The organism is Flavipsychrobacter sp. (genome assembly GCA_041392855.1).
GTDB lineage: Bacteria > Bacteroidota > Bacteroidia > Chitinophagales > Chitinophagaceae > UBA5543.
Genome location: JAWKLD010000001.1, coordinates 2,002,275 through 2,016,912 on the forward strand (window position 1 = coordinate 2,002,275; position 14,638 = coordinate 2,016,912).

General features: G+C 36.2%; 8 protein-coding genes. 1 reads left to right on the top strand and 7 read right to left on the bottom strand.

Going from position 1 to position 14,638, the window contains the following annotated elements:
* The 4 genes from R2800_09260 to R2800_09275 form a co-directional block, all read right to left on the bottom strand.
* The gene (locus R2800_09260) at positions 1–828 is read right to left on the bottom strand and encodes an SdiA-regulated domain-containing protein (protein ID MEZ5017227.1); all 828 of its coding nucleotides are present in this window, start codon (positions 826–828) and stop codon (positions 1–3) included.
* Positions 825–3,245 (bottom strand): hypothetical protein, encoded by a 2,421-nt coding sequence (locus tag R2800_09265; protein ID MEZ5017228.1) that lies wholly within the window; start codon positions 3,243–3,245, stop codon positions 825–827. The genes R2800_09260 and R2800_09265 overlap by 4 nt, the downstream gene beginning before the upstream one ends.
* Before the next feature lie 241 nt (positions 3,246–3,486).
* Positions 3,487–9,276: a T9SS type A sorting domain-containing protein gene (locus tag R2800_09270; GenBank protein MEZ5017229.1), complete on the bottom strand. Its 5,790-nt coding sequence runs from the start codon at positions 9,274–9,276 to the stop codon at positions 3,487–3,489.
* 312 nt (positions 9,277–9,588) lie between these two features.
* On the bottom strand, positions 9,589–11,076 hold the full coding sequence (locus tag R2800_09275; protein ID MEZ5017230.1) for a tetratricopeptide repeat protein: 1,488 nt from the start codon (positions 11,074–11,076) through the stop codon (positions 9,589–9,591).
* Positions 11,077–11,253: 177 nt separating this feature from the next.
* On the opposite strand from R2800_09275, the gene R2800_09280 reads away from it, so the two are divergent.
* Positions 11,254–11,760: a calcium-binding EGF-like domain-containing protein gene (locus R2800_09280; GenBank protein ID MEZ5017231.1), complete on the top strand. Its 507-nt coding sequence runs from the start codon at positions 11,254–11,256 to the stop codon at positions 11,758–11,760.
* Positions 11,761–11,846: 86 nt separating this feature from the next.
* On the opposite strand, the gene R2800_09285 is transcribed toward R2800_09280, so the two are convergent.
* The 3 genes from R2800_09285 to R2800_09295 all read right to left on the bottom strand — a co-directional run bounded on the left by R2800_09285 (position 11,847) and on the right by R2800_09295 (position 14,467).
* The gene (locus R2800_09285) at positions 11,847–12,281 is read right to left on the bottom strand and encodes a hypothetical protein (GenBank protein ID MEZ5017232.1); all 435 of its coding nucleotides are present in this window, start codon (positions 12,279–12,281) and stop codon (positions 11,847–11,849) included.
* Positions 12,282–12,365: 84 nt separating this feature from the next.
* On the bottom strand, positions 12,366–13,772 hold the full coding sequence (locus R2800_09290; protein MEZ5017233.1) for a HAMP domain-containing sensor histidine kinase: 1,407 nt from the start codon (positions 13,770–13,772) through the stop codon (positions 12,366–12,368).
* Positions 13,772–14,467, bottom strand: coding sequence for a response regulator transcription factor (locus R2800_09295; GenBank protein MEZ5017234.1), 696 nt, complete (start codon positions 14,465–14,467; stop codon positions 13,772–13,774). Before R2800_09295 ends, R2800_09290 begins: the two co-directional genes overlap by 1 nt.
* Positions 14,468–14,638: the final 171 nt, after the last annotated feature.

Genomic DNA, 14,638 nt, shown 5'->3' on the forward strand with positions numbered 1-14,638 from the left:
CTATCTTTTTACTGGTATCTTTATAATATTAGGTCTTCCATCTTTGGCTTCATTACTTATAAAGAGGTCACCTTCATTATTAAAAGTGATACCCTCTGGCTGCTTAAACAGTTTTTTATCTAAGCTATGTACCTCTTCTACCTTCCAATCCTTATTTAAGATTATTAATAGCTTTTCAATAGAAGCCACTATATATATCTTCTTAGAGAAGGGATGCACTGCTGCGCCTGACACATGCAATTTATCTACTCCACCTTTTGCCTTCACCTCCAACCAATCCACTCCTTTTGCCACCTCTTTGTTGTATTCCTTCGTCCTAATGTTAAAAGAATAAAAAAGCGTTTTCTTTTGCACTTTATTCAGAGCACTTTGCTTACTGATCAAATATATAATACCCTTCTCACTCAAAACCATGGCCTCAAACTCTACTTTCTCATCAAATGGGAACTCATAATTTCCCACATGTCGCACTTTATCATCATCCAGTTCCATTTCCCACAATCCGCCCTTGCTATTCATAACAAAAACGATATTGGCTTTCAACCCTATAGCCTCATAGTCACCACCACCAGCAAACTTTATACTATGCCTTATTTTATAGTTATCTGCACTTACCTTGTATATATTACCCTTCTCATCATTTACAGCTAAGAATGATTTTGACCTATTATCATACACGATTCCTGACACCTCATCGAGCTTATGTTCTAAATGTAACTTCTCCATATTATCCCAGTCATACCCCTTTAGCAACAATGGCTGTGTGTATGTATTGGTATTACACGCTACTAATAGCAGTGCTAACATGAAGTATTTACTATATCTCATTTAGTATATGCTTGAGTACTCGGCTTTGCTTGCACTTTATTCCCTTTGTTAAAATTTATTTTTACTCTTATTGCTTTTAGCTTGCCAATCCCTTGCATTTGCTCTAAATCAAGATACTCAATTCCTTTTTCTATTTCGCCTGCACTTATCAACTCTTCTATTTTATCTAAATAAGGTTTACAGCTGCTGAGGTGTGCATATACAATAGCAATCTTACCAGGTTGTGTAAGGCGCTCATTACTATTAAGCAATCTCGCTTTATCTATCCTCTTCTTCATCACCTCGTACCTGATACTATAGGCTCCTTCAACATCAAAATGCTTTTCATCAACTCTATAACTTATGTCAACCTTATTTTCATGTATCAATATGAGTTGTGTTGTTTCTAAGGGTACACTTAAGTTATTCTTATACTCGTAAGTTGCTGTAGCCAATCTTACCATTGTCTCTACTTGCCACTCCGCTACTATATCTGTTATATTTTCAGGAAAGTCTATATTAGGATTTATGCTTTTACCTGCATATAAACTATACTCAACACCATCCGTTTGGAATTTCTCAAAATAATGAGGGACTACTTTAGCCAAACTATTTTGTGCTTTATTAAGCTCTGTTTTTAAAATACCATTCAATTGTTGCATGCTATTTTCATAATCGTTGTGCGACAAATGAAAAATACCTGTTTTAGAGCTCGCAGCTTTTACATACAACTTATACGTATCCTCGCTTATTCTATCTTGCTCAAAAAGCTCTTTTAAGAATGTTACAGCATTTTGTTCTAAAAATCTTCTTAATTCATATTCTTCATCAGCCTCTATCTCCCCTTCCACACGCCTTTCCCAAGCACTAATTGTATTTAAAAATCCTACAACACTTTTATTCTCTAAAAATTCATCTTCTTCCAGTAATGTTCTAAGATAGTCTAGCTGCAAAAGATAATCGGAATGAATAGCCTGTAACTGTTTAGCTGAAGAATTCCTATAATCTACAGCACCATAAAAAGGGTATAGATTATCAAACTTAATAGCAGGTGTAGCAGCAGCAACCTCTTCCGTCTCTATTTCTACCTCCTTAAGCATATCCCATACAACGTCATTAAACTTCCAACGCACCGATGGCTGTATAGAGGTATACCTATTCATGATAAACGACTTCATATACTCATCAAAAAAGCCAGACTTATAAATAAAAAACTCACGATAAAACGGAGCTGCTGCCTCTAGTTTCCTTAATGCGTTTTTGTCAATAGCATCACTTTTTCTACTCCCTACCTCTATTACACCCAATAGCGTGTCTTGGTTCCAAATTGGGACAAAGGTCAAATGTGCTAACCCTGCATTAGTCAGAATGCCTACAATGGCGTCTTCTTCTTCACATTCGGGGCTTTTTTGACACAAGTCTTTATTTAAGGAAGATTGTATTGTTGGCAGCTCCTCGCATTTTTCCGCTACAAAGTTGAACACTTTCGACAATTCATCAATTGCAAGAGTACTCTTTAGGCTATTAAATACGACACTTATCTTACCGATCTCCTGATGATACGCATATTTATCATTTACTTTAAAAAATGGTAGGAAGCCTACCTCTATATTCTCCACTCCCAATAAAGACAGTGTAGCATCTTTCATTTTATAAAACGACTCATTGCTGTCATAGGTATGTAACTTTGCAATGGTATCGCTCAACTGGTTTAATGCAAATTCCTCCGTATCATCTTCTATAGAGAATAGAAAAAAGCCTCTAACTACAAATTCATTAAAAGGCAATGGATCTTTCAGCTCAGCATGTAGACTTATATTACCTTGAGCATACTCTACCCATTCCTTATTAAGCTGAGGTAATGCATTTAATGGTATGATATCAGCAAAAGTATTTCTGCGTATTATTTTATAATACTTCTTTATTGTTTGGCTTGTATCTATTACTTGAAGCTCACTATCTGTTGGGTAGTTTTCCTCATCCCCAATATTATAGCATTCATACAGTACTATTAAATACATCTCTCTTATTAGCTCTTCAATATGCTCTTCACTATATATCTGAGCTACGCCATTATTTTTCTGAAAAAAGGACTTAAATGCCAGAGATGAACTAAAGTAATTCATCATCAATGGGTCGCTAGATGGTATACCCAGCGAATGAAGAGGATTTTCTCCGGCCACTTGCGATAAATGTGTGATTTTTAGTAGTTCTGTAAGCTCCTTATGATCTTCCAACACTTGTAAGTCATTAATTGTATTTAATAATACAGGATTGTCTTTCAAGAGCTTTATTATAGACTCTAAGTATATTTTATAGATACTGCTTTTAGTATTGGCTTGCTGCTCCTCCAGATATTTTAAATACGGCTCAAATGTGAGCTCGCACTTAACAGAAGGGATAGGTAAGTCTGGTAGTGGTATAGAAAAGACTTCCATATATATAAATTTGGCTGCTGTATTAAAGTTACTTTATAATAAGTACTTAACATTAACAAAAAGCAGGCAACCTTCAATAAAACTGCTTTTATGTCACAAATACCCACCTTACAAATAAACACTAATCTTCATACGTGACTTATAGGCGTAACATATTGCAAAGACCTGCGCAATATTATACTCTATGAAAAAAAAAGGTGCACCATAAGGTGCACCTTGTATAATAGAGGTTATCTATTTCTTATTTCATTACATTGAATGGCTTACTTAACATTGCACCATCCTTAGTAGTAACACGCAACATGTAGTGACCGTTAGTGTATCCACTTACATCAAGCTTCATCTCATTAGACTTCACTTCAGTGTTGTGGTACATTACCTGACCAACTGCATTGATTACACTTACCTCATTTAGCTCGATATCACCACTGATATTAAGTGTGATTTGCTCGCTAGCTGGGTTTGGATACAAGCTGATAGCAGCTTCACCAGACACATTAGTTACATTTAGAGGGAAACCTAAAGTAATAGTGTCAGAACCACAGTTGTTATACATCACTAAACGGATGTGTAAGTTTGGATCAGATACATTCTTGTTCACTACTTTGTTAGTGCTAGAAGAACCGTCACTGAATAACCATAAGTAGCTATTAGCATTTTGAGGTCCACTAGGGCTGAATGTATAATTGTTACCAGCCTTAACATAAGAGATACCATTTGCTGATGGAAGTGGATCTATATTAACTTGGATAGTATCCGTATCAATACAGTTAACACCGCCATTTACAGTTACATAGTAATCACCAGAAACTTTAGGTGAAATAGTACGTGTAGTATCACCAGTATTCCAAGTATACTTAGCACCAGGGAAACCAGCATCAAGATATAGAGGTACATTTTTCACTTCACAGAAGCTAGTATCTGCACCAAGATTTACAACTAATGGACCGCTAGTAACCGGAGTAACAATAGACTCAGTGAAACAACCGATATTCTCAACTTTAACAGAGTAGTTACCTGGTTGCTTAATAGTATAAGTTGAACTATTAGCACCTGCGATATCAACACCATTTAAAGCCCACTGATATACAAGACCGTTACCTGTGCTAGCATATAGTACTAGATTGCTACCAGTACAGTATGTAAGAGGACCGCTTGCATTAACTAGAGCCATAGGAGGCGCTACAGCAGTTACAGTAATAGGAATTGATTGCGCTTTCTTAGTATTACCGTTTTTAACTTCAGTGATAACTACAGTATAGTCACCAGGTTGAGTTGTTTTGTAAACATCTGAAGTAGCACCAGGAATAGTATTGTTATTCAATCTCCACTCATAAGAGTAAGTACCACCAGAGCTAGTGTGTATAGCATTAAGTGTTACAGTGTCTCCATAACAGAATACTGTAGATCCTGAAGGAGTAACAAAAGAAGAGAATATAGAACCATTCTGTAAACCTGTATAGTTTCCGAAGCTAGTTAAACCTGTACCGCTAATAACGTTAGAACCTGTGTTAACAGAGCTTAGCGTACCGCCATAAACTACCCATGGATTTGGTGCTAAATGGTGTGCTAGTTTCAACTCATTTTCTTGGGCTATTGTACCTAACCAAATATCCATATAGTTCACCTTAACATCAAAGTTATAAGTCTTACCAGGACCAGATGGATCAATATTTGTATAGAAGTACATGTTATTAGCTGCTGATTGAGGAGTAGCAGTATTAACACCTGGAGCACGACGACCACTGTACTGACGAACAGTAATAGGAGATGTCAATTTAAGTGCTTTGTTCCATGTAATTTGAGCTACCTCATTTCCGCCAAAAGTGAATACTTGAGTAACACCCGGAGCAGGCAAAGCAGGAGTAGCTATAGCTGCAGGAGGAAGGGATGTAGGTTCAAATTCGTAAGCACCTATATCCGGAACACCATCTGCTCTCTTATCAACACGATTATCCATATTGATATCTGTAGTATTACCTGCAATATGTACACCACGACCGTTAAGAGACCAAGAGTTTGGATTCGCTGGGTCCGGACGTAAGTCTGTATTACCCATAAATCCAGGCTCATAAGTTAATGAGTGATCTCCTTGACCACTTGCAGAACGGTAAGCAGCTAGTGAGTTTCTAGCAGAACCGTTGTAAACAAGTAATGTGTTACCGTTCTCTGTATAGAAGTTGTTATAGTCATATGTCTGAGTAGAAGACACTCTGTAGAAGTAGATTGATTTAGAACTACCCTTACCTACGAATACGTTGTTTCTAACCGTAATATCACGATAAGTGCTAGATGAATGATAGAAATAAGCAGCATATGAATTACTGTTAGTAGAATTCATATAGAAGCTGTTATTGATCACATCCATATACTTATTGTAAGAGAAAAGAACAGCATAGTTACTGCTATTAGATGGGTTATGTACGGCTACAGTATTGTTCATCACTTTCAAGTGATTTGACGCTGTACCATCATTGTAATAAGAGTAAACACCATAACCTCTGAACGTACCTGAGATATTGTTACCAATAAATTCTCTAACACCAGCCGGCATACCGTACATGTACCAGTAAACACCATAGTAAGCATTAGTCGTAGGGTTGTATAGCTTATTATAATTCACCTTAGTGTTAGATGCACTATAAGGAATATACATACCCATGTAACCACTCTCTGAGATGTCATTACCTATGATATCTAAACCATCAGTATAACTACCACTATTGCCATAGAAATATATAGAGTAGTAACCTTTTTCCATCACATTATTGTGTATAGTTATATCTTTACCTTTAACATTATTTGCATATATAACACTATGATAGAAAGTAGTATTAGAAGTACAAATTAATCTACAATTTGTAATACTGTCATGCTTAGGTGCACCCGTAAACTCGATTAGGCGACCATAGCTTGAACTTGATGTAGTTACAGTTATGTTCTTAATAGTAACATATTCTGCATCATCCAATTTCCAGATATATGCATCATTAAAGTTAGTAGGACTAGCTGTTACTGTAACAGATGAGTTATCACCGTTTTCAGCTTGGAATGTAATACGTGCATTAGAACCCGTACCATTTACCTTGCCAAGCACTAATTGACCAGCATAAGTACCTGGACGGATATCAAAGTTTACGTTACCACAAATACCATATTTATTCAAATCAGTAATTGCATCAGATACAACAGGATAGTTTGGAGTAGTACCACCAATAGTATAATTACCTGCTAGGGCTGCATGCATTTCTGCAGTCAATGTATCATCACCTGGCACAGGGTCAACCTTGTTGTTTGGAGCATGTGTCCAGGCTTTTAGGTTCACAGTACTGTTAGCAAAAGTAACATTACCTAAAGGTATGATAGCTTCATTACCATTTGCACTACCATTAATATCTATAGTATTGTTGTAATTGATCGTTCCTTTAGTTACACCATTTTCTTGCCAAGTAACTTTTAGACTGTTGATCTTATTGTTACCACTGTTCTTAACACGCAATTTAACGTTGTAAGTACCAGGACAGAAAGGAGAAACAGGATCAATGATCACGTCTGCACTAGCGTTATCACTCACGTCAATACCAGTCCATAGACCAGACTTAGTTAAGTTCGGTGTGCTAATATAGTTACGTATAGTGTTAGAATTACTTACCGCAGGTGAATATGGAGACCAAGCATTAGTACCCACTTTCTCTGCTAAACGAAGAGCTGCTTCAGAAGCAATAGTTCCCATTGCTGGATCCTTGTAGTACAAGTTCAAGTTATAATCATGAGTACCAGTACCAAAACCGGCATCTACATAATAGAACATTTGTGTTGGGTTGATAGAAGTAATACCTGGAGGATTAGTACCAGTATATTGCTTCATATCAATAGTAGAAGGAACTGTAGAACCTGTAGCCCATGCTATTGTAGCTACAGTATCTTGACCAAACAAGAATGTTTGAGTAGAACCAGCAGTTGCAGCAGCAGGAATAGCTGTACAGTTAGGAGGCGTTGCTGTAGGAGTGAACTCATAAGCACCTAAATCAGGCACACCTTGTACTGTAGTTTCAGCACGAGCAGCACCAGTTATATCTTTATTATTACCTGCTACTTGTACACCACGACCATTTAGAGCCCATGAAGCTGGAGCACTAGGATCAGGTCTTAAATCACCAGTAGACTGGTTCATAAATGCAGGAACATACGTTAATGAGTTATCTCCATGATTTGTTGCATTACGTAAAGCTTGAATTGAGCTATAACCACCTTTATTAGCAAATGTAATTAAACCTCCACTAGCCTTAGCATACAAGTTATAGTCCATTGTTACGTTATCATCGAAACGAGAGTATACAGCAAAACCATTATTGCTAGACTTAGAGAATACATTGTTTTTAAAGTCTGTACTGTATTGACTACCATAATTATAAATATATGCTGCATAACCATTACTACTTGTACTCTCTACATGAAAAGTATTGTTATGTACGTTAGTATTTGTAGCATAACCTATATATAGTGCATATGGCCTACCATTACCTTTTACCCAAACAGCATTGTTATAAATGTTAACATTTTTAGCATAGTACAAATATGCACCATATATGCTGTTCCAAGAACTAGTACTCTTAGATTCCGCCTTTAAAATGTTGTTGGCAAAAACTCCATTATTAGTGCCATAGCTATATGCATACGCCGCATAGCATGAACCTAGTTGACTATAAGCATCGATTGTGTTACCATCAACTACATAGTTACTACAACCATAAGGGAAGTAGTTATAACAACCGCGATAACCATCTAGTTTCATCTCATTACCCTTAGCTTCAGCATCATCTGAATAATAAACACTATAAGCATAAGTGTAGTAAGATCTAGTCTTAAGATCAAACTTGTTGTAGTTCATCTTAGTGCCTTTACTACGGTAGTTTAAATAACCCCAAGTGTAATAGTTGACATTACTCTTGATATCGTTATTTTCAATTGTATTATCGTTACCATAGTAAGAACTATATATATAACCGTAGCTGTAAAAACCCGAAGAATAAAGGTCAATCTTATTGCCTTTATAAGTCAGATACTTACAATAATAGTTATAAGAAGGATATACAGAGCTACTAGTGCTACCTGTGAACTCATTATTTTCTACCATAACATTAGTAGTTGAGTTACCTTCACAGTAATACATGTAAATAGGATATACGCTTGAAGTTTTACCAGTCAAAGAACCTTTGTTGTTGTTAACTTGAGTAGTACCATACGCATAACCCATGTATACAGCATAGAAATAGCTGCTTAAAGTATTATTTATCGTATTATTTAAAACTTTAGTACCGTCTGTATAATAAGTATAGATACCGTAGTAACCATTCTGTATACATTCGTTATTACTAAATTCATTATTGTCTGACGTACCTGAAGAAGAAGAAGAAGAACCTCTCCAGTAAATAGCGTGTGCACCATACTCAATTTTACAATTGGTAATTATGTTATTGCTAGCTTGGCTTACACTGTTAGCATACACACGAGATCTTGAAGTACTACTAGATCTTGAAGTACTACCGTACAACCTACACCCATCAACAATATCATACTGAGAAGCACCTTCGAAAACCACACATCTACCATAAGACGACGATGTTTTTTCAAGACCTAGATTCTTAACCGTTACATATTTTGCACCGTTGAAACGGAATACAAAGTTTTGTGTCGAACTAGAACTCGTGCTAGTGTTTCTAATTACAGTTGTTGAGTGACTACCATTTTCAGACTCAATTGTGACTCTGTTAGTAGCACTTGCTCCTGTAATGTTATTAATAGTAAGCCCCGACATCGTGTGTGTACCAGGACGAACTTTTATCGTTACAGGACCAGAAACACCTTTACTATTCAGATCACTAATCGCTGCCGATAGTGATGTATAGTTCGGGCTGGCACCGTAAACGGTGTAAGTACCGTTCAGAGGCTGAGCGGCAGCAGGTATCACTACGGCTAGCATAACTAGCAAAGGCAGTAGTGCCTGTCTTAAAAAGTTGAAATGCTTCATTACAAATAAAGTTTTAAACGTTTACCCTAAAATTATAAATAACAAAACCCGCACACGTGAACGCATGCGTGAATTGAGTTATACAAATAAATAATATGGTATTAACATATAAAGTACTAGTAAAGTTAACTTATATATGTATTCGCATGTATTAAAAGACTATAAAAATGAGATTAAAGTAAGATTAAAGGATTTTTTAAGAATCAATCCCAATATGTACTTTTCATTGCAAAAAAAAGCGAAAAAACGTTTTATTGATATCACATTATCGAACCGCTGAAAGCTTTTAAGGCTCTTACTTTCAGAGGATTACTAGTGCACTGACAACCTATTGATACCAGCTTTTGCTTGTTGATCTATTGAACTTTTGAAATCGTGGTCGTCCATACTCAACACTTGTTTATACATTAGTAATGCATTTGCCGGTTTTTTATTCTTTTCATAAATGAAACCAACTTGAAGTGCAGAGCGTGCAGCAAAATGCTCCCTCTTACCGTAACCAAGCTTTATTGCTTTCTTATAGTACTCTATAGCAAGTTCATCTTCACCTATCTCATCATATGCTCTTGCTGTTCTAAAAACAAACTCTACCTTATCAACTTCATTAGCAAAATCACTTATGCTATGCTTTTTTATTTCTAACAAAGCACTTTGGTAATACCCCCCATCTATTAACAACCTTATTTGTAATAATGCTTTATTAGGTAGCACTCCTCGTTCTGCAAAACGCAACGCTTGCTTATCTGCATCTACTATAGATGAGCCTTCGTGAACAACGCGTTCCATAACGCGTTTAGCCTTTTCTGCATTGCCTTTCAGATAATAAGCATAAGACAACTGAAGTAGCGCATCTTTATAAAACAAACCTCCTTTATATCTACTCAAAAAACTATTGAATGCTTCTATACAAGAGTAATCTTGTTTTAATAATTGCGCTTGAGCTAATTCAAAATCTAGCACAGGATACTTATCATAACCAGAAACTTTCTTTGCTTCGTTTATAACAATTATACAGTCTTCTGCTTTTCTGAAATTATGGGCGATATTGGCTTTAACAAATGAATACAAAAGATTACCGTTTGTATTTATTTTTGGTGTGTTTAAAAAACTCCAAACAGATTCCTTGTCTGATAGTAAGTAGAATTTTAAATAGGCATAATATACTACAACCTCATTATACAGAAGATCGTCTGCATTACTTGTCGCTAAAAATTTTTCTAACTTTTTTATTCCTGATTTCACATCCCCTCTCATACCAAAAATAGAGGCTACCCATTTGAAATTGTCAGGAATGGCACCAAGAGCAGCTTCTTCTGCACCATAGAATACTTCATTATACTTAAAGTCGGGAAAACGTTTCCTATTCTCTTTAATAAGGATAAATGATTTTCTAAACAGATTAGCCGCTTTAAGATTTTCTCCAAACCTAACATAGATACATGCCCAATGCATATACAACCCCGACTTACATAATCTATACCATGGGCTATCATCACCTCCTTGCTCTAATAGCTTGATACGCTCGTCCAAGTTATCTCTTCTCAATGCCAACTGTGCCTTATCTCCATTAAACAGCAAAAGCAAACAGTCATCATAATCTTCAATATAAACCCTCATGAGATTATTAGGGTGCAGCTCTTTCTCTCTATTCAGATATTGTATAGCTCTTTCAGACTGTAGAGAAAGCAGTTCATTATACGCCTTACTACAATTGCTATTATACTCATAATAGTAGGGCCCATTATCTGCCCTGGCAACCGTAAAAAGAAAAAAAGATATGACTAAGAGTACTATTCGCATGCTGCGCAAAGGTAGAAATCAATATGCTTATTCTTAGTTAATAAATTATTGACATTACGCATATTTACATATATTAAAAATCATATTGATGATTTAGCTAAAAAAGAGGAAATTCTTCTCTTATCAATTAACTTTGGCATGTCATTTGTCGTATATAAAAACTAAAATCTAAACTTTATGAAAAACATTCGCAACATTGCTTTATCAGCACTTTTAACTATTGGCGCATTTACAGCTATCACATACACATCTTGCAACAAAGACGCTTGTAAAGATGTAGTTTGTCAGAACGGCGGTATCTGCTTAAATGGTTCTTGCTCTTGCGCTACTGGCTATGAAGGCACAAACTGTGAAACGAAAGCTAATGCAAAATATGTTGGTACATATTCTGTAACTGAAACTTGCGGCGGCACAACTTCTAACCCTTACATAGTTACTATTACTGCTGGCACAGGACCTTCTGATGTATTGGTTAGCAACTTAGGTAACTACGGTTGTACTACTGGCGGTACAATATTATTTAATGGCCTAGCAGCTGGTACTACACTAACTATTAATGACAGCAAGTGTAACACACAAATGAACGCTACGGGTAATTATGCAAATGGTGTTATTACTATCTCTTACACTGCTACTTATGGTGTAACTGTTGATAACTGTACTGCAACACTTACTAAACAATAATTAAGACTTACAATAGACCGTAATAAATAAAGGCTTCCAAATGGAAGCCTTTATTTATATTAATTATATTAAGATTTAAACTAGTATTATCTTTTACCAGTATTAGTTCCACTATTCTGGTCACCTTTCTTTCCTGTATTAGTTCCACTACTTTGGTTACCCATTTTACCAGTATTAGTATTAGGTGGTGTAGTTGGCTCAGAACTAGCTTTGGTTGAACTTCCACCAGCACTCATTGTACCTTCATCTCTTGTCTTTACTGTTCTTGCAGGCGCTTTTCTTTTTACAGTAGTCTTTTTGCTCATTGCATTCAAAATAGAATCAGCTCTTTCTTGTGCCAACACATTGATGATAGAATCGTTTTGCATCATCATTTCCATGCGCAACGCTTCTACTTTGGCGTTTACTGCAGAATCAATAAAAGCCTCATCAGCCCCATCATTACTAGGGGCAGCTGTATTACACGATGCGGCAAGTGCTATAACTCCAGCTGCGATAATCAATCTTGATTGCTTTTTCATTATATACGTTGTTTTAAATGTTATGTAAAAGTATTGCTGTAATACTTATAAACAAATAGCGTTCCAAAAAATCCATTAGAAATATTACCTATTTAACAAGTCTTTATCTCTATCCAGCTTATCAAGAGGCAGGGTGATAACAAAGCTAGTACCCTCCCCTTCTTCAGATTTCACCTCTATAGAACCCTTATGTAGTTTAATGATCCTATTTGCCAACGCCAAACCGAGCCCCGCTCCGGAAATGTAAGTATCGTGCGTTTTACTTCTATAGAACGGTTGGAAAATGTGCTTCAAGTCATTAGGCTTAATACCCGGCCCAGTGTCAAGAATAGAAATAGTAACATGTGTCTCTGAAAAGCTCAACTTTACTATAGCCGACTTATTCTCAGCAAACTTACAAGCATTGTGCACTATATTTCTAAAGGCACTATAGAGCAAATGCTCATTACCAAATATCACAAAGAAGGTCTCATCATCAGGAAATTCGTCAAATTGTATTTTGACATCGTAGAATGGGCTCGCCTTTTTCATATCAGCAGGCAAGCGCATGATCAGCTCATCTACCCTTAACGACGTCAATTCTGTACCACCCATCGAGCCGCTTACTTTTGCTATTTCCAGTAGGCTTCTTACTAACAAGCTCAAGCGCTTCACATCATCGCTAATAGACAGCATTGACTTAATATACTCCTCTGCAGTTCTATCTCTTTGTAAAGTAACATCCAACTGACTGGATATGGATGCTAACGGTGTAGACAACTCATGAGATGCATTATCGATAAAACGTCTTTGTGTATCGAAGGACGCCTGCAACCTATCCAAGAGATCGTTAATGGTTATAGCGAGTTTTTGAAGCTCATCTTTATCCGTACCTGTATCTAATCTTAAAGAGAATTTTTCGGAAGAGATACGCTCAATATTCTCTGTAAACCTGCTTATGGAATTTACTAATGACAAAGAGTAGAAATAACCCGCTATGGCAACTATAAGCATGCATATCAAGAAGCCTGCAATAAGCATCCATCTTAGATTCGAAAGCCATTCTTGCGCTCCCTTATCTACAGCTGCAGCAACTATAGTATAATTACCAGTACTAGTAAGATGCCTTACGGCTATGGCTAAGCGTCCGTTATCTTCAAATATATAGGGCTTTTCTGCAGAGGCTTTTTTTAGAATATCTTGAGATACAGCTAATGAGGAAACGCCTTTATCGTTATAGGAAAATATCCTCCTATAGGTATAATCATATATGGCTATACTTCTTTGCTCCTCCCCAAAAAAAGAAGCACTACACACTTCTTTTACTTTCTGTGCATCAAGTTCATTTATCCTCAATAGCACACAAGTACTTATAGCTTGGTTGGTTAACTCTTCCTGAAAACTTTTTTGCTTGCTGTTATAGGCATAGTAATATACGGACACACTGAAAAGAGAAAGCACTATAGCTACTATCACAGCATATACTATCGTTATCCTATAGCGTATTGGCATTAGTCCTGATCTACCTTTAATATATAACCCATACCCACCTGTGTATGTATAAGCTTAGGCGTAAAGCCTTTATCCAATTTCTTTCTCAAGAAGTTCACATACACATCTATCACATTGGTCTGGGTATCAAAATCTATCTCCCAAACATCTTTAGCTATATCTGCTCTCGATACCACCTTCTCTTTATTCTTAAGCAAATATTCTAACAGTTGGAATTCTTTTGCCGTCAACGAAATTTTCTGCCCACTTCTTCTCACTTCTTTGCTATCCAGATTCATTTCCAGATCAGCAATTTTCAACAGTTTTTCTTCCTCTACTTCCACCTTTAAGTCAGATCGTCTAAGCAATGCCTTTATTCTTGCCAGCAGCTCCCTAAACTCAAACGGCTTAGGAATATAATCATCAGCCCCTAGCTCAAATCCTTCGATCTTATTATCTACAAAGTTTAATGCTGTAAGAATTATGATAGGTACACGCTCGTCATTTTCTCTTATCATCTTGCACAGCTCATACCCGTTAATAAAAGGCAGGTTGATATCGAGAATGATAAGGTCGTAAGCATTATCTAAATAAAACTTTTTACCATCTAGCCCATTATATGCTATAGTTACATCAAAGTTTTGCTCAGCCAATCCTGTTTGTAGCGTGTCTGCTAACTTTTTTTCGTCTTCAACTAAAAGGATACTATAATTCATATATGGTTACAATTACGGGACAGCCAAAATATTACCATCAATTCGTTTAACAGCTATAAGTTACATTAAAATATGATAAAATATAGACTGTGAGTACCTTACAAATATAAACAACTATCGCAGATACCTACTTTTTACACGATCTCAAGGCTGACAAACACAACTTAACAA

Coding starts and splice junctions, on each gene's coding strand:
- R2800_09260 (MEZ5017227.1), bottom strand. CDS start 828: ATGAGATATAGTAAATACTTCATGTTAGCACTGCTATTAGTAGCGTGT.
- R2800_09270 (MEZ5017229.1), bottom strand. CDS start 9,276: ATGAAGCATTTCAACTTTTTAAGACAGGCACTACTGCCTTTGCTAGTT.
- R2800_09265 (MEZ5017228.1), bottom strand. CDS start 3,245: ATGGAAGTCTTTTCTATACCACTACCAGACTTACCTATCCCTTCTGTT.
- R2800_09280 (MEZ5017231.1), top strand. CDS start 11,254: ATGAAAAACATTCGCAACATTGCTTTATCAGCACTTTTAACTATTGGC.
- R2800_09275 (MEZ5017230.1), bottom strand. CDS start 11,076: ATGCGAATAGTACTCTTAGTCATATCTTTTTTTCTTTTTACGGTTGCC.
- R2800_09285 (MEZ5017232.1), bottom strand. CDS start 12,281: ATGAAAAAGCAATCAAGATTGATTATCGCAGCTGGAGTTATAGCACTT.
- R2800_09290 (MEZ5017233.1), bottom strand. CDS start 13,772: ATGCCAATACGCTATAGGATAACGATAGTATATGCTGTGATAGTAGCT.
- R2800_09295 (MEZ5017234.1), bottom strand. CDS start 14,467: ATGAATTATAGTATCCTTTTAGTTGAAGACGAAAAAAAGTTAGCAGAC.